At 74.3% G+C, this 18764-nt stretch carries 13 protein-coding genes; 9 read left to right on the top strand and 4 right to left on the bottom strand.

Annotated elements, in window-relative coordinates:
* The first annotated feature begins 24 nt into the window (after positions 1-24).
* Genes OC490_RS35165 through OC490_RS35125 form a run of 9 tightly spaced genes read left to right on the top strand, consistent with a single transcriptional unit; the run spans position 25 to position 10962 of the window.
* Entirely contained in the window at positions 25-1374 is a 1350-nt protein-coding gene (locus tag OC490_RS35165) for an MFS transporter (protein ID WP_262062087.1), read from the top strand.
* The gene (locus OC490_RS35160; RefSeq protein WP_262062086.1) at positions 1361-2341 is read left to right on the top strand and encodes a threonine/serine dehydratase; all 981 of its coding nucleotides are present in this window, start codon (positions 1361-1363) and stop codon (positions 2339-2341) included. Before OC490_RS35165 ends, OC490_RS35160 begins: the two co-directional genes overlap by 14 nt.
* Positions 2325-5246 (top strand): hypothetical protein, encoded by a 2922-nt coding sequence (locus OC490_RS35155; RefSeq protein WP_262062085.1) that lies wholly within the window; start codon positions 2325-2327, stop codon positions 5244-5246. The genes OC490_RS35160 and OC490_RS35155 overlap by 17 nt, the downstream gene beginning before the upstream one ends.
* Positions 5243-5887 (top strand): NADPH-dependent FMN reductase, encoded by a 645-nt coding sequence (locus OC490_RS35150; protein ID WP_262062084.1) that lies wholly within the window; start codon positions 5243-5245, stop codon positions 5885-5887. The genes OC490_RS35155 and OC490_RS35150 overlap by 4 nt, the downstream gene beginning before the upstream one ends.
* On the top strand, positions 5877-7070 hold the full coding sequence (locus OC490_RS35145; RefSeq protein ID WP_262062083.1) for an acyl carrier protein: 1194 nt from the start codon (positions 5877-5879) through the stop codon (positions 7068-7070). Before OC490_RS35150 ends, OC490_RS35145 begins: the two co-directional genes overlap by 11 nt.
* Positions 7067-7708, top strand: coding sequence for a 4'-phosphopantetheinyl transferase family protein (locus OC490_RS35140; protein ID WP_262062082.1), 642 nt, complete (start codon positions 7067-7069; stop codon positions 7706-7708). Before OC490_RS35145 ends, OC490_RS35140 begins: the two co-directional genes overlap by 4 nt.
* A complete protein-coding gene (locus OC490_RS35135) occupies positions 7705-9270 on the top strand; it encodes an AMP-binding protein (protein WP_262062081.1) in 1566 nt (521 codons plus the stop codon). The genes OC490_RS35140 and OC490_RS35135 overlap by 4 nt, the downstream gene beginning before the upstream one ends.
* Positions 9271-9298: 28 nt before the next feature.
* The gene (locus tag OC490_RS35130; RefSeq protein ID WP_262062080.1) at positions 9299-9565 is read left to right on the top strand and encodes a hypothetical protein; all 267 of its coding nucleotides are present in this window, start codon (positions 9299-9301) and stop codon (positions 9563-9565) included.
* Entirely contained in the window at positions 9562-10962 is a 1401-nt protein-coding gene (locus tag OC490_RS35125) for a condensation domain-containing protein (RefSeq protein ID WP_262062079.1), read from the top strand. The genes OC490_RS35130 and OC490_RS35125 overlap by 4 nt, the downstream gene beginning before the upstream one ends.
* 100 nt (positions 10963-11062) lie before the next feature.
* Here the strand turns inward: OC490_RS35125 and OC490_RS35120 are convergent, their stop codons facing one another.
* The 4 genes from OC490_RS35120 to OC490_RS35105 all read right to left on the bottom strand — a co-directional run bounded on the left by OC490_RS35120 (position 11063) and on the right by OC490_RS35105 (position 18759).
* Positions 11063-11824: an ABC transporter permease gene (locus OC490_RS35120; RefSeq protein WP_262062078.1), complete on the bottom strand. Its 762-nt coding sequence runs from the start codon at positions 11822-11824 to the stop codon at positions 11063-11065.
* A complete protein-coding gene (locus OC490_RS35115; protein ID WP_262062077.1) occupies positions 11821-12807 on the bottom strand; it encodes an ATP-binding cassette domain-containing protein in 987 nt (328 codons plus the stop codon). The genes OC490_RS35120 and OC490_RS35115 overlap by 4 nt, the downstream gene beginning before the upstream one ends.
* Before the next feature lie 187 nt (positions 12808-12994).
* Positions 12995-13729 (bottom strand): thioesterase II family protein, encoded by a 735-nt coding sequence (locus OC490_RS35110; RefSeq protein WP_262062076.1) that lies wholly within the window; start codon positions 13727-13729, stop codon positions 12995-12997.
* 44 nt (positions 13730-13773) lie between these two features.
* On the bottom strand, positions 13774-18759 hold the full coding sequence (locus tag OC490_RS35105; RefSeq protein WP_262062075.1) for a non-ribosomal peptide synthetase: 4986 nt from the start codon (positions 18757-18759) through the stop codon (positions 13774-13776).
* Between the last annotated feature and the right edge of the window lie 5 nt (positions 18760-18764).

Genomic DNA, 18764 nt, shown 5'->3' with positions numbered 1-18764 from the left:
CACCACCGCGAAGGAGAGCACACCGTGCCGAACCGACCGCCCCCCGGCGGCGTGGCCTCCCGGCTGCGCACGCTGGCGGACACCCTGATGCTGGGCCGGCGGGAGACCCGGCTGCTGCTGCTGACCGCCGGTGTCGACTCCTTCGGGACGGGCCTGTACAGCGCCACGTCCATCCTGTTCTTCACCCTGGTACGGGACTTCTCCGTCACCTCGGTCGGCCTCGGCATCTCGGCGGGCAGCGTCTGCGCCCTGCTGATCAGCCCCCAGATCGGGCGCCTGGCCGACCGGATGGGCGCCCACCGGGCGCTGATGCTGCTCTTCCTCGTCCGCGCCGCCGGCTACAGCCTGTACCTGCTGGCCAAGCCGTACTGGGCGTTCGTCCTGCTCACCTGTCTGGTCTCCACGGCCGACCGGGCCAGCCCCGCCATCAACCAGAGCCTGATGGGCGCCCTGTTCGGCGAGAAGGACCGGGCGACCATCCTCGGCACGGTGTTCTCCGTGCGCAACGCCGCCATCGTGCTGGGCTCGATGGCCGCGACGCTGCCGGTCATGCTGGACTCGCCGTCCCTGTACCAGGCGTGCATCCTGGCCAACGCGGCCTCCTTCATCGCCGCCGCGACCCTGCTCGTGCGGATGCGGGCGAGCGCCGAGGCGGCCACCGGTACCGGCCCGAAGACCGCCGAGCGGACCGCCGCGGCCGGTGTCCGCTCCCCCCTGCGCTCCCCCGCCTACCTGCTGATCACGGCCGTCAACGCGGCACTGCTGACCCACAACACCATCCTGACGCTGGTGCTGCCCCTGTGGATCACCTCGCACACCGACGCGCCCCGCTGGATGCTGACCACCCTCCTCGCGCTCAACGGAGTCCTGGCCATGCTGGCCCAGATCCCGGTGAACCGCCGCTTCTCCAGCTACCGGGCGGCCACCCGCGCGTCGGCGCTCAGCGGTGCGGCGATCGGCGTGGCCTGTCTGGTGTACGCGGCCTCCGGAGCGGCCACGAGCGCCCTCGGGGCCACCGCGCTGCTGCTCCTCGCGGTCCTGGCCCACTCGGCGGGCGAGTGCCTGCACATCGCCAGCACCCCGCTGTCCTTCTCCCTCTCTCCGCCGCAGGCACGCGGCCGCTACCTCACCTTCTACAACCTCGGCCGGGTGGGCCAGGACCTGGTCGGCCCCGTGCTGCTCGGCACCGCCCTGCTGCACCACACCTGGGCATGGTGGGCCGTGGCCGCCGGGGTCGCCACGGCCGGTGCGCTGCCCCTCCTGCTGCTGCGCGGGCCCGCACCGGTCTGGGCGACCCCCGTCCGCGCCACCGTGGCGGACAGCGGTTCGCCCGGCCGTCTCACCCCTCAGGGACACGACCATGCAGATCAATGACGTGTACCAAGCCGCCGAGCGGATCGGCGGACGGGTGGTCCGCACCCCCGTGCTCACGCTGCCCGAACTCGACACGGAACTCGGCGCGCAGATCTTCCTGAAGGCCGAACTCCACCAGATCACCGGGGCGTTCAAGATCCGCGGCGCCCTGAACAAGCTGCTGACCCTGCCGCCCGACACGCTGCGCAAGGGCGTCGTCGCGGCGTCCTCCGGCAATCACGGCCGGGCCGTGGCGACACTCGCCCGCGGCCTCGCCGTACCCGCCGTCCTCGTCCTGCCCGCCGACGCCCCGGCCGCGAAGATCGAGGCGGTGCGCCGGGAAGGCGCCCGGGTCGTCCTCTACGACCCGGTGCGGGACGACCGTGACGCCCTGACCGCCTGCATCGCCGCCGAGGAGGGCCTGCAGATCCTGCCGTCCTCCGACGACCCGGTGGTGGCCGCCGGTCACGGCACGCTCGCCCTCGAACTGTTCGCCACGACCGGCCCCCTGGACCGGCTCGTCGTCCCCGTCGGCGGCGGCGGGCTGGCGGCGGGCTGCGCCACCGTGGCCAAGACGCTGTACCCGGACATCGAGGTCATCGGCGTCGAGCCGCGCGACGGCGACGACACCGCGCGGTCGCTGCGCGCCGGGCACCGGGTGTCCGTGCCCACCCCGGACACGCTGGCCGACGGACTGCGCCACCAGAGCCCGGGCCGGTTCACCTTCGAGGTCAACCGCTGTCTGCTGGACACGGTCGTCACCGTCGACGACGACGAGATCGCCGCGGGCATGGGCGAGCTGTGGCGGCACGGCCGCCTCGTCGTGGAACCGAGCGGGGCCTGCGCCCTGGCCGCGGTCCTCGCCCGGCGCCCGGACCCGGCCGGCCGGCGCGTCGGCGTCGTGCTGTCGGGAGGGAACGTGGACGAGGAACGCTTCCACCGGATCATCGCCCCCCACGTGGACCGCCCCTATGCCTCGGCGCGCTGACCTGACGTCCGTCCTCGTCCTCGCCGGGAGCGAGGACGACCTCGCGGCCGGTGCGGCCGAGGCCTGCCGGACCCTGACGCGGCAGGGGCTGCGCACCGTCCTGCTGGGCTCCGGCCCGGCGGTGCTCGCCGCCGTCGACGCCGCCCACACCACGTACGCCGAACCGCTCACGCCCTGGTTCGTGGAGCAGGTCATCGCCCGCGAACGGCCGGACGCGATCCTCGCCGACCTGGGCGGGGCCGCCGCGCGCACCGTGATGGGGGCCCTGTGCTCGGCGGGGGTGCGCGAGAAGTACGACGTCGAGTTCATCGGCGCGGCCCACGCCACCGCGGGCCGCACCACGGGCGGCCCCCAGGCAGGGGCGGGCCGGGAGCACGCCGGGGCGGGGTGGCGGGAGTTCGACGTGCAGGTGCTGCGCGACCGGTCCGGCGGCACCCGCGTCCTGTGCGCCGCCGAACAGGTCGACGCGGCGGGCGCGGGCGCCCGGTTCACGGTGTCCCCGCCGCAGACCCCGACGACCCCGCAGCTCCGCCGTCTGACCGACCTCGCGCGCACCGTGGCGCGCCCCCGGCCGGCCGACGCCGACTGCGGTGCTGTCGCCGACTGCGGTGCCGGCGCGCTGAGCGTGCGGATCGCGCTCAGCCCCGACGGGCGGCGCGTGGCCCTGGTCGAGCCGCGGCCCGGCGAACCGTGGAGCGTGCGGCGCGCGGCCACGGCCGACGGGCTGCCGCTCGGCGGCCCGGTCGCACGCCTCGCCGTCGGCGAGACCGTGGCCGAACTCGGCCTGCCGCCGGCGGGTCCGGACCTGGTCACGGTGACCGTGCCGCACCCCGGCCGGGACACCGGGACCGTCACCGCCAGGGGAGCCGGCTTCCGCGACGCCTTCAACAAGGCGCTGGAACTCGCGGTTCGGGCCGGCGGCGAACCGCCGTGGTCCGAGACCGCCGAGGACCCGGCCGCCCTCCTGGCCGCGCTGCGCGTCCCGGCCCCCGACCGGATCACCACGGTCGTACGGGCTCTGGACTGCGGAGCCGAGCCGGCCGCCATCGCCCGGGTCACCGGGATCCATCCCTGGTTCCTGAGCGAACTGTCCGCCCTGCACCGCACCGCCACGGCCCTGCGCCATGCCCGCCCGCTCGCCCGGCACCACCTGCTGCGGGCCAAGCGGCAGGGCTTCGGCGACCGCCGGATCGCCGCCCTGAGCGGCGTACCGGAGCAGAGGGTGCGCGGGGTACGGCAGACGATCGGCCTGCACCCCGGTCATCCGGCGGCCCACGCGGCCCACACCCCGGTGTACACCGGCGGACGGCTCCAGGTCACCGGCGACGGCCGCGATGCGGTGCTGGTGCTGGGCCCGGGCACCTGGGCGGGCGAGGGCCCGGACCACTCCTGCCGCCAGGCCGCCCTCGCGCTGCGCGCGGCCGGCTTCGCGCCCGTGCTCCTCGCCTCCGACCCGCGGACGCTGTCCGCCGCCCGGGACGCCTTCGACCGCGGCTACCTGGAGCCGCTGAGCGCCGAAACCGTCCTGGAGGCGGTGGCGGCCGAACGCCGGGCGGGTACCGTCGCCGCGGTACTCGGCCAGTTCGGCGGCCCGGCGGCGGCGGCCCTGGCACGCGAACTCCACGACGCCGACGCCCCGTTGAGCGACCTGTCCGCCGCTACGGCCCGGCCGGTCACCGACCCGGGCGCACTCGACCGGGCCCTGGCCGGTTCCGGACTGCGCACGGCGGCCCGGCGTACCGTCACATCCCGGGCCGAGGCCCTGGCCGCCGCCGGTGAACTCGGCTACCCCGCCGCCGTCACCCGCCCGCACCGGCCCGGCGGCGCGACGCGGAGCACGGTCGCGGACCCGACCGCCCTCGCACACCTGTTGCGCGGGCACCTCCCGGGCGGGCCGGTCCTCGTCGAGCACGCCCTGCAGGCCTGTGTCGAACTGGGCGTGGACGCCCTGTACGACGGCCGGGAACTGGTCCTGGCGGGCGTGTTCGAGTATCTCGACGGCGACCACGGCGATGCCCCCGTGTGCGTGTCGCCCCCGGTCTCCCTGGGCCGCGGCGGTGTCGCCCGGCTGGCCGAGGCGGCCGAGCGGGCCGCGCGGGCGCTGGGCGTGCGCGGCGCGCTGCACGTGCGCCTCGCGTCGGCGGGTGAGGTGCTGTACGTCAGGGAGGTCGTCCCCGGCACCGCGCACACCGCCGCGTTCACCACGGCGGCCACCGGCGTGCCCCTGGCGCAGGCCGGAGCCCGTATCGCGATGGGGGCCGGCCTGAGGGCCCTGCGCGCCGAGGGGCTGCTGCCCGCGGGGAGACCGCCGGCGTCCGCGGCTGCCGACGCGCGGGTGTTCCTACGGGCCCCCGGCGACGGCGGCCGGTACGGCGGCGCACTGACGGCGGCCGGGCCCGAGTTCGGGGCCGCCTACGCCAAGTACCTCATCGGCCGGTACGGTTCGCTGCCCACCAAGGGCCGGGCCTACCTCTGCGCCACCGGCCGGGAGCTGCGGTCCCTGATCCTGCCCGCCCGCAGGCTCACCGCCTACGGCTTCGAACTGTTCGCCGGCGGCGACACGTTCGTCGCGCTGCGCCGGGCAGGCGTGCCCGCCACGGTCCCGCCCGGGCCCGCGCACCCGGAAGCCCCCGTCGTACGGCTGCTGCGCGCGGGCCAGCTCGATCTGGTGCTCAGCGCCCCCGGCCCGGCGGACGACGGGGAAGAAGCCGCCGCCGTACGCGCCGCCGCCGCCCGTCAGGGCGTGCCCTGCTTCACCGGCGTCCCTGCCCTGAGCGCGGGAGTCCAGGCCATCGGCGCCGTCCTGGACGACCGGGTCCAGGTGGCCCCGCTGCCCCGGCGGGACCGCCACCGGCCCGTGCGGCTCCGCGGAGAGCCCGGCCACGACCACGAGGAGAAGCCATGACGTCCGCCCAGCACCGGCCGAGGATCGTCGGCCTCGGTGGCTCGCCCCGGCCCGGATCCACTGCCGAACAGGCCCTGCGCTGTGTGCTGGACGAGGCACGGCGGCTCGGTGCCGACACCTCTCTGATCGCCGGCACGGACCTGGCCGTGCCGCTGTTCGACCCGAGCGCGGGCATCCGGCCGCCCGGCGTCTTCCGTCTGCTGTCCGAAGTCGCCGCCGCCGACGGCATCGTGCTCGCCAGCCCTGCCTACCACGGTTCGCTCTCCGGCCTGGTGAAGAACGCCCTGGACTACCTGGAGGAACTCCGCGACGAACCCCGGCCCTACCTCACCGGGCGTGCGGTGGGCTGCATCGCCGTCGGGCAGGGGTGGCAGGGCGCCATGACGACGCTGGGCGCCCTGCGTGACGTCGTCCACGCCCTGCGCGGCTGGCCCACCCCCCTCGGCGTCGCGATCAACACGGCGACCGGGGCGTTCGACGCGGACGGCACCCCCGTGGACCCCGGGCTGCGGGACCGCCTGCACCAGGTGGCGGCCGAGACCGTCGGTTTCGCCCGGCAGGCACGGCCGTCGCAGCACAGGGACAGGGCCGTCGAGCGTTCCGGCGCCAAAACCCGGGCGGTGGCCGCGCATGGCGCCTGACCCGTACGGAATCCGGCCGGTGGCGCCGCACGCCGGCACGTCCCGGATCGGGCCGCTGCCCGAGGCCTCCGCGGCGGCGCTGGACTGTCTGCAGACCGGGCTCGCCCTCCTCGCCGACCACCACCACGGCCCCGGCACCCACCTGCGGCTCGGAGTCCGGCCCGGGTTCCGGACCCGGCCGACGGCCTTGCTGCCCACCGTCGAGGCGACCACGGCGGACCGGCTCGCCGAAGCCCGTCGCCGGCTGGGCCTGCGGGTGGGGCGGCGGCACTCCGCGCGCGCCGCCGCTCCCCCGCCGGCCGGCCCCGGTCCGTACTACACCGTCGCGGACGCCTACCACCTGCCCTGGGTGCCGTACCACCGACAGCGCCACATGGAGCACTCGTTCCTGGTCGAGTACGGTGCCGGGCGGGCCACCGTCCTCGACGCCTACCACAACGACACCCCGTGGGGCAGCGCACGCCCCGGCGCCTGGACCGTCGCGCTGCCGCACCTCACCGAACTGCTCGCCGAGGCGGGCGCCGAACTGTTCGTCCTGGACCCGGCCCCCCTGGACCCGGCCGGGGCCGCCGCCGACGCACCGCCCGAGCCTGCGGCCGTGCACCACTACGTCGGCGCCTACCGCGACCACCCCGACCGCCCCACCGCCTTCGAGCACCTCAACCTGGAGGTGTGGCTGCAGGTCCGGGCCTGGCGGCTGCACGCCCTGAACACCGGCGCTCCGGTCGCCGGCGAACACGCCGAGCGGTGGCAGCGGCTGTCCGAACGCATCTACCTCGCCTCACGCCGCGTGACGCGCGGCAAGGGCGAACCGCCCGGCCTGTTCGACGAGTTCGCGGCCCTGCTCCTGTCGGCACCGGCCGGCGCCGGCGGGCCGGTCCGGGCGGCCGGGGACAGGTCCGGTGCGCAGGACGGGCGCGCCGGCCTGGCCGTACGGGAGGCCCTGACCACCGTCCTGCGCCTGCCGCCCGGTGACCTGCCCGACGGACGGCCGCTGAGCGGCATACCCGGCTTCAACTCCTTCCGGATGGTCGACATCCTGGAGCACATCGAGAGCGCCCTCGGCATCGAGGTGCCCGCCGGCGAACTCACCGCCGACAGCCTCCGGGACGCGGGCACCCTCCGCGCCCTCGTGCTGCGCCACCTCACCGCGCGGGCAGGGGCGGCGGGAGGCCGCCCGTGAACGGGTTCACGCACCGCAGCGCCGCCCCGGGCGTGCACTACGCGGCCGCCCCCTGCGACCGGGTCCTGCGCAGCCTGCCGGCCCACCCCGCCGACCGGGCGGCCGCCCGCACCCTGGACGGCACCCGGGCGACCGAGTTCCTGGCGGTACGCAGCCTGCTGCGGGCCCTGCTCCGCGTGCTGGCACCCGGGCTGCCCGGCCCCGTCATCGCCGCCCACGACACCGGCCGGCCCCATCTGCCGCAGCATCCCGACACCGGCATCAGCTTCTCCCACTCGGGCGGCTGGGCCGCGGTCTGCGTCGGCTTCGGCCGGCAGGTGGGGGTCGACATCGAGGTCCCGGGCCCGATGTCGCCGCAGATGGTCCGCCGCTGCTGCACCCCCCGGGACGCCGCCCGGCTGTCCACGCTGCCCGGCCGGGACCGGGAGACGGCGTTCGCCTGGCTGTGGACCGCGCAGGAGGCCTGCGTCAAGGCCCTCGGCACCGGTCTGGCCGGAGCGCCCTGGACCGTTCCGGTGGGCATCGGGCAGCGCGGCGGCACATGGAACGGGGTGCGCTGGCGTGCCCAGTACGACGCCTCCAGGATCCCTCTCACGTGTGCCTTCACGGCGGCGTGCGGCCCGAGGACGAGACCATGACACCTCCGACGCTCTACGCCTGGTTCGACGCGAGCAGCCGCCGCCACGCCGGCCTCGCCGCCGTCGACTGCGGCGACCGCACCATCGGCTACGACGAACTGCGCTTCCTGGCCGAGCGCTCCGCCCGGCGCATGCTGCGCAGGACCGGCACCCCGCCCGCCACCGTCGCCCTCCACGCCGCACCCGGCCTCGACGCCTACGCCGCCTATCTGGGGGCCCTGCGGCTGGGAGCCTGCGTCGTCCCGCTCAGCCCCGCCCACCCCGCCCGGCGCACCGCGCGCATCCTCGCCGCCGCGGCCCCGGACCTCGTCGTCACCGACACGGACGGCCCCGGCCACGGCGTACCGACCCTCCGCCTGGCGGCCGGCCCGGACCGCGAGGACGGCACCCCGGACCTCCCCCCGGTCCCGGGCGAGGCCGACGCGCTCGCCTACCTTTTGTTCACGTCCGGCTCCACCGGTGCGCCGAAGGGCGTGCCCATCCGCAACACCCATGTCGGCGCGCACCTCGCCCATACCGTGCACGCCCGGGGCCTGGGACCGGGATCGCGGGTGTCCAACACCTTCGACCTCACCTTCGACCTCTCCGTCTACGACCTCTTCGTCACCTGGGCCGCCGGAGCGACGCTCGTCCTGCCCCCGCCCCGCGCCGCCCTTCTGAACCCCGTGCGCTACGTCGAGGAGGGCGGCCTCACCCACTGGTTCTCGGTCCCCTCGCTGATCACCCTGGCCCGGCGCACCCGCGCCCTGCGCCCCGGCTGCATGCCCACCCTGCGGCACAGCCTCTTCGCAGGCGAGCAGCTCACCCGCCCGCAGGCCGAGGCCTGGGCGGAGGCCGCACCGCACAGCACCCTCACGAACCTGTACGGCCCCACGGAAGTGACCATCACCTGTGCCGCGTACGAGCTTCCCGCCGACCGGGAGGCCTGGCCGCACACCTGCAACGGCACCGTGCCCATCGGCCGCGTCCATGCGGGGCTGGAACACCTGGTCGTCGACGGCGACGGCGCCCCGGCCGACGAGGGGGAGCTGCTGCTGCGCGGCCCCCAGCGCTTCGCCGGCTATCTCGACCCGGCCGACAACCACGGCCGGTTCACCGACCTGCCCGACCTGCCGGGCGACGGCACCGCACGCGCGGCCGGACCGCAGGGCGTGCCGGGCCCGGACCTCTGGTACCGCACCGGGGACCGGGTCCGCCGGGACGGGGACACCCTGGTCCATCTCGGGCGGCTCGACCACCAGGTCAAGGTCCGCGGCTTCCGCGTCGAACTCGGCGAGATCGAGGCGGTGCTGCGCGCCCGTCCCGGGGTCACGGAGGCCGTCGTGGTGCTCGCCGCCCGCAGCGGCGGCAGCCTGCTGGCCGCGTACACCGGGGACAGCGGCCTCGGGCCCGAACTCGCCGCGCTGGCGGCCGAGTCGCTGCCCTCCTACATGTGCCCCGAGTCCGTCGTGGAACTCGACCGGATGCCGCTGAACGCCAACGGCAAGATCGACCGCCTGCGGCTGCTCGACCTGCTCACCTCCCCGCAGGCCCCGGTACCGGGGCTCGCGGTGTCCCGCTGAGAGTTCACGCAGAAAGGAACCGTCACCGATGGCCCCCGCCACCCCCGTCCGCGTTCTCGACGACCTCCTCGTGCGCCATCTGGGCCGCGGCCTCGACGCCGCCGACGACGGCCGCACCCTGGTCGACCTCGGCATCGAGTCCCGCCAGGTGGTCCAGATCGTCGCCGCGCTGCCCCTCGATCCCGACGTGGAGATCGACTTCGCCCGGATCGGCCGCCGCAGCACGCTGAGGGACCTGCGGCACTGGCTCGCCGGGCTTCTCGGCGCACAGCCCGGCCCGGGCGGCGCGGCATGAGCATCTGGTCCGAGGACGTGTGGGAGCCGGCCGCCCCCGCGCTGCCCCTCACCGCGTCCCAGAAAGGGCTGTGGGTCACCCACCGGCTCGGTCCCCGGCAGCTCTACAACATCGTCATCGCCGTCGAGCTGGACCCCGGGACCGACGCCCGCCGCATCAGGGACGCCCTGGCCGCCGTCCTCACCGCCCAGCCCGCCCTGCGCACGGTCGTCGCCGATCCGCTCACCGGCACGGGCCGCATCGACGAGCCGCTCACCGGTGGCGAACTCCCCTTCGAGGACATCGGCCGCTGCAGCGCCGCCGAAGCCGGGGAAACCATCGCCCGGCTCGGAGCACGCCACTTCGACCTGGAGCGGGGCCCCCTGCTGCATTTCGCCCACGTCCGGCCCGACGGCCGCTGCGTGCTCGTCATGGCTGTCCATCACATCGTGTTCGACGGGTTCTCGATCCAGCCCTTCGTCGACGACCTCGCCCGCTGCCTCACCGCCCCGTCGCCGGCTGCGCCCGGCGACCGGCTGCGCGCCACGCGGGAGACCCGTCTCATCGGCGAACACACGGCCCAGGCCGCGGCGGAAAGCTCCGCCGCGACGGCACGCCAGGCGGCCGAACTGGCCGCGTCCGTGGCCGGCACGGCGCCGGCGCCGCCCGTGACAGCGGCGGCGGCACCGCCGGCCGGCGCGCCGGAGGGCGACCGCACCGCGCGGCGCATCCGCTGGGAGCCGGACTCCGCGACCTGCGCCGCGATCCGGTCGGCCCACCGCGCACTCGGCCTGACCGCCTATGAGTTCTTCACCGCCGTCCACGCCACCGCGCTGCACGCGCACACCGGCGACCGGACCGTCGTCCTGGGCAGCCCCTTCCTGGCGCGGCACACCTTCGGGTCGCTCGGCCTGTGCGGCTTCTTCGTCAACACGCTGCCGCTGGCGCTGCGTCCGGGTGCGGAGCGGTCCTTCGCGCGGTTCGCCACCGAGCACGTGGCGCCGGCCGTCACCTTCGTACGCGACCGGGCCAAGGTCTCCCTGCCCCAGCTCCTCACCGTGCTGCGGCCGGAGCGCTCCGCTCACCGCACCCCGCTGTTCTCCTGTGTCCTGGCCATGCAGGACACGGCGGTCTGCACGCCGCCGGTGCGCTCCGTGCGCATCCACGGCAACGACACCGCCAAGTACGACCTGTGGACCGGTGTGACCGACGCGCCGGGCGGGGGCCTCACCCTGGAACTGGAACACGCCTCGGCGGTGGTGCCCCCCGCCGAGGCCGACGCGCTGTGGGCGACGTTCGGGAAGGTCCTGCACTCGGCCCTCGAACGACCGGAGACCGGCATGCCGGTCTCCGGTCCCGGACGGCGAAGCACCACTCCCCCGTCGGTCTTGGTGAAGACCCCGGCCAGGAGACGATGACGGCGCGCCGGAGCATCAGCTCCTCGACGTCACGGAAGCCGATGCTGTCCACGGCCGGCCCCGCCCCCGTCCAGGGGTGGGCGCCGGCCGGTGGAGGAGGTCAGGCCCGCTTCTTGAACGTGGACAGCGCCCACACGTACCCGACGACGGCGAACCCGAGGCACCAGGCGACGGCCGCGAACGCGTCGCCGCCGGCGACATGGCCGGCCAGCAGCCCGCGCAGCGTCTCGATGATCGGGGTGAAGGGCTGGTACTGGGCGAACTGCTTCACGCCGGCGCCCATCGTGTCCGCGGGCACGAACGCGCTGCTGAGGAACGGCAGCATGATCAGCGGCACGGTGGCCAGGCCGGCCGACTCCGTGGTCTTCGCGGCCAGGCCCATGGCGACGGTGAGCCAGCTGGCCCCGACGGCCAGGAGCACGAAGAGACCGAGCACGCCGAGCCAGTCGAGGGCGCTCGCGGCGGGGTCGAAGCCCATCGCGAAGGCCACCCCGACGATGGCGGCGGAGGCCACCAGGCAGCGCACCGTGGTGACGACGACGTGTCCGGTGAGCATGGCCCCGCGGGAGACGTCCATGGTCTTGAACCGGTTGATGATGCCCTTGGTCATGTCGTCGTTCACGGCCGTCGCGGTGGCCCCGAGGCCGTAGCTGACGGCCATCACGAGCAGGCCCGGCGTCGCGTAGTCGATGTAGTGCTCACCGACGCTGAACGCGCCGCCGAACACCTTGACGAACATCAGCATGATGACGATCGGGAACAGGACCGCGTTGAACACCGTGGTCGGGTTGCGCAGGGTGTGCTTCACGTTGCGGCGCAACATGATGCCCGAGTCGGCGACTGCCGTCGCGACCGTGCTCATCGCGCGATCGCCTCCTTCTTCTTCTCGCTCGTGGCCTCGGCGCCCGCGGTGTCCGCGCTGTCCGTGCCCGTCTGCTCGGTCAGGGCGAGGAAGACGTCGTCGAGGTCCGGGGTGTGCACGGAGAACTCCTGGGCGTCGAGGGTGTGTTCGTCGAGCCGGTCCAGCAGGGCCCGCAGCGACCTCGACCGGCCGTCGCTGGGCACCTGCAGGATCAGCTCCTCGTCGTCCCGCGTGGAGCCGGCGAAGATCCGCGCGGCCGCGTCGAGCTGGAAGACGTCGGCGAACCGCAGCCGCACGTGGGTGCCGGGGATCTGGCGCTTGAGCTCGTCGGCCGTGCCCTGGGCGACCAGGCGGCCCTGGTTGAGGACCGCGATCCGGTCGGCGAGCTGGTCGGCCTCCTCCAGGTACTGGGTCGTGAGGAAGATGGTGGTGCCCTCGGCCACCAGCTCGCGGACGATCCCCCACAGCGTGCGCCGGCTGCGCGGGTCCAGACCCGTCGTCGGCTCGTCGAGGAAGATGATCTGCGGGCTGCCGACCAGCGTCATCGCCAGGTCCAGCTTGCGGCGCATACCGCCGGAGTAGGCCGACGCGAGCTTGTCCGCCGACTCCGCCAGATCGAACCGCTCCAGCAGCCGCGCGACCACCTGGTCCCCGGACCGCACGCGTTTGAGGTCCGCCATCAGCTGCAGGTTCTCGCGGCCCGACAGCAGATCGTCCACCGCGGCGAACTGGCCCGTCACGCCGATGGCGGCGCGCACCTCCTTGGTCGCGGTCGCCACGTCGTGCCCGGCGACGTGCGCCGTGCCGGCGTCGGCGGTGAGCAGCGTGGTGAGAACGTTGACCGTAGTGGTCTTCCCCGCCCCGTTCGGACCGAGCAGGGAGAAGACCGATCCCGCGGCGACCTCGAAGTCGATGCCGTCGAGCACGACCTTGTCGCCATATGCCTTGCGCAGCCCTGAGACTGCGATCGCGGAACTCTTCATACCCCCACTCTCCGGCCGGGCCTGACAAGGTCCTGTCACACCCCTGACACGGCCCTGGAGTCCCCCTCGACGGCGTGAGCGCCCGCGCCCGGAGCGGAATCCGAAGCGGGAAGGGCGCCCGCCGAGGCGGACGCCCTTCCTCCCACACCGCGGCCCGGACGGCCGGCCGGTTCGCACCGTCACCGCGCTAGCGGCCGCCGGCGCACTCCGCCTCGATCACGTCCAGCACCTCCCGGCCCTGGTCGACCAGGTACATGTGGTCGCCGGGGAATTCCCGGTAGCTGAACGCGGCGGTGGTCGCGTCCCGCCACTGCCGTCCCTCCTCGGCACTGACCAGGCCGTCGTGGTCGCCGCGCAGCGAGGTGATCGGCACCGACACCGGGTCGTCGGTGCCGGGGACGTAGGCCTCGTGCATCTCGCAGTCGGCCTGCAGGGTGGGCAGGATCAGCTCGCGCATCTCCGGGTGGTCCAGGGCCTCGTGCCGGAACCCGGCGAACTCCTCGACGCGGGCGAGGAACTCCTCGCCCCGCAGGCCCGCCGCCCGCCGCTCGCGCTGCGTCCACGGCCCCGGCGAGCCGCTGACGACCAGCCGCTGGACCCGCACGCCGCGCGTGCTCAGCAGGTGCGCCAGCTCGTAGGCGAGCACCGCGCCCAGGCTGTGCCCGAACAGCACCGCCCGGCTCCCCTCGCCGAGGTCGGCGACGATGTCGTCGATCTCGTTCTTGGCCGCCTCGACGACGTTGCGGTACGGCTCGTCGAGGATCCGCCGCTCCCTGCCGGGCAGTTCGACCGAGGTCACCCGCCAGCGGCCGGCGGCCAGGTCCTGCCACGGGTGGAAGAAGGAGGGGCCAGCTCCGGCGAACGGCACACACAGCAGCGTGGTCCGCTCTCCCTGTTGCGCTGATGTGCCGGGTCCGCTCACGCCGACCAACTCCTCTCGCTCGCTTCTCGGTTCGTCCTGTCCGCTCACCGCTCCGCCAGCTTGCGGGCGACGACCCGCATGATCTGGCCGGCGGGCTTGGGCATGTGCAGGTCGTGGTGGGTGGCGTCCACGTCGTACTCCTCGATGGTGCCGAGGACGTGCGGCCGCCAGTCGGGGCCGTACGACGTCACTCCGTCGACCTTGTCCAGCCGGGCGTTGAAATACAGCACGTCGCCGCGGTAGACCGGCGACTCGAAGACGCCCATCTTCTGCAGGTTGTTGGCGCCCACCTGCGACATGGTGTCGAGGAAGGCGTCCATGTTGCCGGTGTTCATGAACTTGCCGAAGACTTCCTCGACATCGGCCCGGTAGAGCTCCTTCGTCCGGCCGGCGACCTCGCGGAAGCCGTTGTCCGCGGCGGAGTTGGCCGGCTGGGAGTCCAGGACGGCGATGAGGCCGACCTCCAGCCCGCGCCGGTCCATCGCCTCGGCGACGGCGTGCGCGATGGGGCCGCCGAAGGACCAGCCGATCAGGTAGTAGGGGCCTTCCGGCTGGACGGCGAGGATCTGGTCCAGGTAGTCCTCGACCATCTCCTCCACCGAACCCGCCATCGGGTCCCTGCCGTTGGAGCCTCGGGACTGCAGGGAGTAGGCCGGCCGGTCCGGCACGTAGGGCGCGAAGGTGAAGAACGCCCAGCCGAGGCCGCCGCCGCCGTGGAAGAACCACATCGGCTCCTTGCCCGTGCCGGGATCCCGGTTCAGCGGCAGCACGACGTCGAAGGAGTCGTCGTGGCCGCCGGGGATGCTGCCGATGAGCAGCAGCGCCGCGAGTTCGGCCACCGTCGGGTACTGGATGATCGTCCGCAGGGGCATGTCGACGCCGAAGTGCTTGCGGATGCGGGCGCTGAGCCGGGTGGCGAGCAGGGAGTGCCCGCCGAGTGCGAAGAAGTCGTCGTCGATGCCGACCCTCTCCAGCTTGAGCAGCTCGCCGAAGAAGGAGCACAGCTCCTCCTCGTGGGAGTTGCGCGGCTCGCCCTTGCTCGCGGTGATGGTGTGCTCCGCGGGCAGCGCCCCTCGGTCGATCTTGCCCGCCGGGTTCAGCGGAAGCCGCGACAGCGGCACCACCGCGGCCGGGACCATGTAGTCGGGCAGCCGCGCGCCCAGGTAGGCGGGCAGTTCGGCCAGCAGCGGGCCGATCGCCTGCGCCAGCGCGGGCGCGTTGGCGCGGACGCGGCCGGCCACCGTGCCGGGCACGAACCCTCCGGTGACGGTCCGCCGCTCGGGCAGCAGCACCGCGTCGAAGCTGTGGGTCCGCTCGCCGGACCAGGTGAGCACGGCGTCCAGGCCCTGCCGGCGTGCCCAGGCCGTGACGTCGTGGGGGTCGAGCGGCCTGCCGGTGGGGGCGTCCTCGCCGGCGGCACCGGCGAGGGCGGCCGCGGCGGCCTCCTCCACGAGCCGCGCGTTGGGTATCCCGCTCACCCGCAGCGGGCCGCCCGCCCGCTGCACCCGTCCGGCCAGTGCGGCCAGGTCGCCGACCTCGCCGCCCCATGGCAGCGCGGGCACACCGGTCAGGTCGAGGGCGTCGGCCGGCTCCTTGTGCAGGACGACCTCGTAGCGGTGGCGGGTCAGCGCGTTGTGCGCCTGCCCGGCCTTGAGCCGGATGTCGGCGCCGACGGCGTGCCGCGCCGCCCACTCGGCGAACCACTCGGGGGCGACGAGCAGTTCCCGCTCGGCGAGCAGCGCCTGCTCCACCGTCGCCCGGATCTCCTCGTGGGAGGCGTAGGGCTGCCGGGCGCGCTGCTCCGCCGTCGCCAGGATCCGCTGGGTGGCGGCGTTGCGGACGTCGCCGACGACGATCCGGCCGCCGGGCGCGAGCAGGTCCAGGGCCTGGGTCAGCACCTGGTCGAGGTGGTCGGCGCTCGGGAAGTACTGGACGACGGAGTCGAGGACGACGGTGTCGAAGCCGCCCGGGGGCAGTCCGCAGACGTCGGCGGCGGCCTGGACGGTGAGGCGGACCCGGTCGCCGTGGCCCTCCCGGTCGGCCTGGGCGCGGAGCCGGTCGATCGCGTCGGCGGAGAGGTCGGTGCCCCAGTACTCCTCGACCTCGCCGGCGATCCTGGCGAGCAGCAGGCCGGAGCCCACGCCGATCTCCAGCACCCGGCGCGGCGCGTACCGCAGGATGTGGGCGGCCGCGGCGTCCTGCCACTGCCGCAGCTCTTCCACGGGGACCGGCTCGCCGCCGTAGACGCTCTTCCAGGGCTGGAAGTCCTCGCCCCAGGTCTCGTCGGCGGAGCCGGCGTGGGCGTCGTCGTGGATCCGGCGCCACTCCTCCACCTGGGCGGCCGTGTCGGCGACCGCGGCGTCGGGGTCGGGTTCGACGTAGGCGACGAGGCGCTGGTCGCCCTTGTGGTCCTCGCGGACCACGACCGCGGCCTGCGCGACGGAGGGGTGTCCGCCCAGGACGTGGTCGATCTCGCCGAGTTCGATGCGGAAGCCGCGGACCTTGACCTGGGAGTCGGTGCGGCCGAGGTATTCGACCTGGCCGTCCTTGTTCCACTTCACCAGGTCCCCGCTGCGGTACATGCGCGCGCCGGCGGGGCCGAAGGGGCAGGCCACGAACCGTTCGGAGGTCAGAGCGCTCTGCCCGAGGTAGCCGCGGGCCAGGCAGGTGCCGGCCAGGTACAGCTCACCGGCGACGCCGGGTGCGACCGGGCGCAGCGCCGCGTCGAGGACGTAGACCTGGTTGTTCCAGATCGGTGTGCCGATCGGTACCCGGTCGGCGCCGGGCACGTGCTGCCAGCCGGTGACCTCGACGGTGGCCTCGGTGGGGCCGTAGAGGTTGTTGGCGGTGCAGCCCGGGAGCAGGTCGGTGAAGCGGTTGGCCAGTGCGGCGGGGAACGCCTCGGCGGCGACCTCGATCCAGCGCAGGCTGGTGCAGTCCTGGGCGGAGGGTTCGGTGACGAACGCCGACAGCAGGGAGGGCACGAAGAACGCGGCACTCACCCGCTCCTTCTGGATCAGCTCCGCCAGGTAGGCGGCGTCCCGGCGTCCCTCGGCGCTGGCCACGACGACGCAGGCGCCCGTCTGCAGGTTGGAGAACATCTCCGGCACGGAGGCGTCGAAGCTCGCCGAGGTGCTCATCAGCATCCGGTCCTCGGCCGTGACGCCGAAGTGTGCCAGGCCCCACTCGATCCGGTTCGTGATCGACCGGTGTGCCACCGGTACGCCCTTGGGGCCGCCGGTGGAGCCGGAGGTGAAGATGACGTAGGCGGCGTTGTCCGGCGACAGCGTGCGCTCGGGGTCGGTCTGCGGGTAGCGGGAGACGTCGGGCAGGGTGTCCTCGAGGAGCAGCAGGGGGTCGGCGCCCGCCAGGATGTGCCGCACGCGTTCGGCGGGCAGTTCGGTGTCGATCGGCACGTAGGCGGCGCCGGCCTTGACGACGGCGTAGATCGCCACCAGCAGGTCCACCGAGCGGGGGATCCTCACCGCGACCAGCTGCTCGGGGCCCGCGCCCCGCTCGATCAGCCAGTGCGCGAGCCGGTTGGCGCGGGCGTTGAACTCGCCGTAGGTCAGCCTCTCGTGCTCGCCGATCACCGCGACGCGGTCGGGGGTGCGGGCGGCCTGCGCCTCGAACGCGTCGGGCAGGGTGGTTTCGGCGACCGGGTGGGCGGTGTCGTTGACCTGCCGCACCAGCCGGTCGCGCTCGTCCTCGCCCAGCACCTCGATCGAGCCGATCGGGGCCTGCGGCCGGGCGGCCACCTGTTCGAGGACGCGTACGAACCGGTCGGCGAGGGCCTCGGCGGTGTCGCGGTCGAAGAGCTGGGTGGCGTACATGAGGTCGCCGCGCAGCGCCCCCGTGCCGTCGTGGGCCAGGCTGAAGAACAGGTCGGCCAGCGAGGTGTTGGTGAGGTACTGCTCGAACCCGACGGTGAGTCCGGGCAGTTCGAAGTCGGCCTTCTCGAAGCTCTGCCAGGCGAACATCACCTGGAACAGGGGCTGGTAGGCGGTGGAGCGCTCCGGGTTGAGCAGTTCGACCAGGGTCTCGAAGGGCACGTCCTGGTGCTCGTAGGCCCCGAGCGCCTTGTCCCGCACCTGTGGGAGCAGGTCGGCGAAGGACGGGTTGCCGGAGAGGTCGACGCGCAGCACCTGGGTGTTGACGAACAGCCCGACCAGGTCGGCCAGGCCTTCGTCGGTCCGTCCGGCGATCGGGTTGCCGATGGTCACGTCCTCGCCGCCGCTGAGCTTGCCCAGCAGCACCCCGAGGGCGGCCTGCACGACCATGGACATGGTCATCCCGCGTTCGTCGGCGAGCCGCTGCAGGCCGGCCGCCACCCGCGGCGGCACCACGAGGGGGAGCGAGTCGCCCTTGGAGTCCCGGGTCGCGGGCCGCGGGCGGTCCAGCGGCAGGCCGAGCGGCTGGGGCACTCCGGTCAGTTCCTTGCGCCAGTAGTCGGCCTGCGCCGCGGCCAGCGAGCCGGGGTCGGCCACGTCGCCGAGGAGTTCGCGCTGCCACAGCGCGTAGTCCTTGTACGTCACGGCCAGCGGCTCGTAGGCGGGTGCCCGGCCGGCCAGGCGGGCGGTGTAGGCGGTGGTCAGGTCGCGGGCCAGGGGGCCGCCGGAGACGCCGTCGGAGGCGATGTGGTGGATGAGCAGGACCAGGAGGTGTTCCTCGGGCGAGCAGCGGAACAGGCGCACCCGGAAGGGGATGTCGGCCGTCAGGTCGAAGCGGTGCGCGATGAACGCGTCGACCGCGTCGTCCAGGCCGCCGGGCGCCACCTCGACCACCGGCACCTCCACCGGGGCCTGTGCCGCCGGCAGGATCCGCTGGTGGGGCTCGTCGTTGTCGTCCAGCACATAGGTGGTGCGCAGCGTCTCGTGCCGGGCGACCACGTCCTGGACCGCCGCGACGAGGGCGGCCTCGTCCAGCGGCCCCGTCAGCCGGAAGGCCGGGGAGATGTTGTAGGTCTCGGCCCCGCCCTCCAGCTGGTGCGTGAGCCACATGCGGCGCTGTGCAAACGAAAGCGGAATCACGGGTT

This window comes from Streptomyces sp. STR69, assembly GCF_024519455.1.
Classification (GTDB): domain Bacteria; phylum Actinomycetota; class Actinomycetes; order Streptomycetales; family Streptomycetaceae; genus Streptomyces.
The sequence above is the reverse complement of the archived record's forward strand: the minus strand, read 5'-3'. Positions and strand labels throughout refer to the sequence as shown.

Excerpts from the sequence above, each read along its gene's own strand:
- OC490_RS35150 (WP_262062084.1), top strand. The coding sequence starts at position 5,243 with ATGACGTCCGCCCAGCACCGGCCGAGGATCGTCGGCCTCGGTGGCTCG.
- OC490_RS35135 (WP_262062081.1), top strand. The coding sequence starts at position 7,705 with ATGACACCTCCGACGCTCTACGCCTGGTTCGACGCGAGCAGCCGCCGC.
- OC490_RS35155 (WP_262062085.1), top strand. The coding sequence starts at position 2,325 with ATGCCTCGGCGCGCTGACCTGACGTCCGTCCTCGTCCTCGCCGGGAGC.
- OC490_RS35125 (WP_262062079.1), top strand. The coding sequence starts at position 9,562 with ATGAGCATCTGGTCCGAGGACGTGTGGGAGCCGGCCGCCCCCGCGCTG.
- OC490_RS35120 (WP_262062078.1), bottom strand. The coding sequence starts at position 11,824 with ATGAGCACGGTCGCGACGGCAGTCGCCGACTCGGGCATCATGTTGCGC.
- OC490_RS35115 (WP_262062077.1), bottom strand. The coding sequence starts at position 12,807 with ATGAAGAGTTCCGCGATCGCAGTCTCAGGGCTGCGCAAGGCATATGGC.
- OC490_RS35145 (WP_262062083.1), top strand. The coding sequence starts at position 5,877 with ATGGCGCCTGACCCGTACGGAATCCGGCCGGTGGCGCCGCACGCCGGC.
- OC490_RS35160 (WP_262062086.1), top strand. The coding sequence starts at position 1,361 with ATGCAGATCAATGACGTGTACCAAGCCGCCGAGCGGATCGGCGGACGG.
- OC490_RS35130 (WP_262062080.1), top strand. The coding sequence starts at position 9,299 with ATGGCCCCCGCCACCCCCGTCCGCGTTCTCGACGACCTCCTCGTGCGC.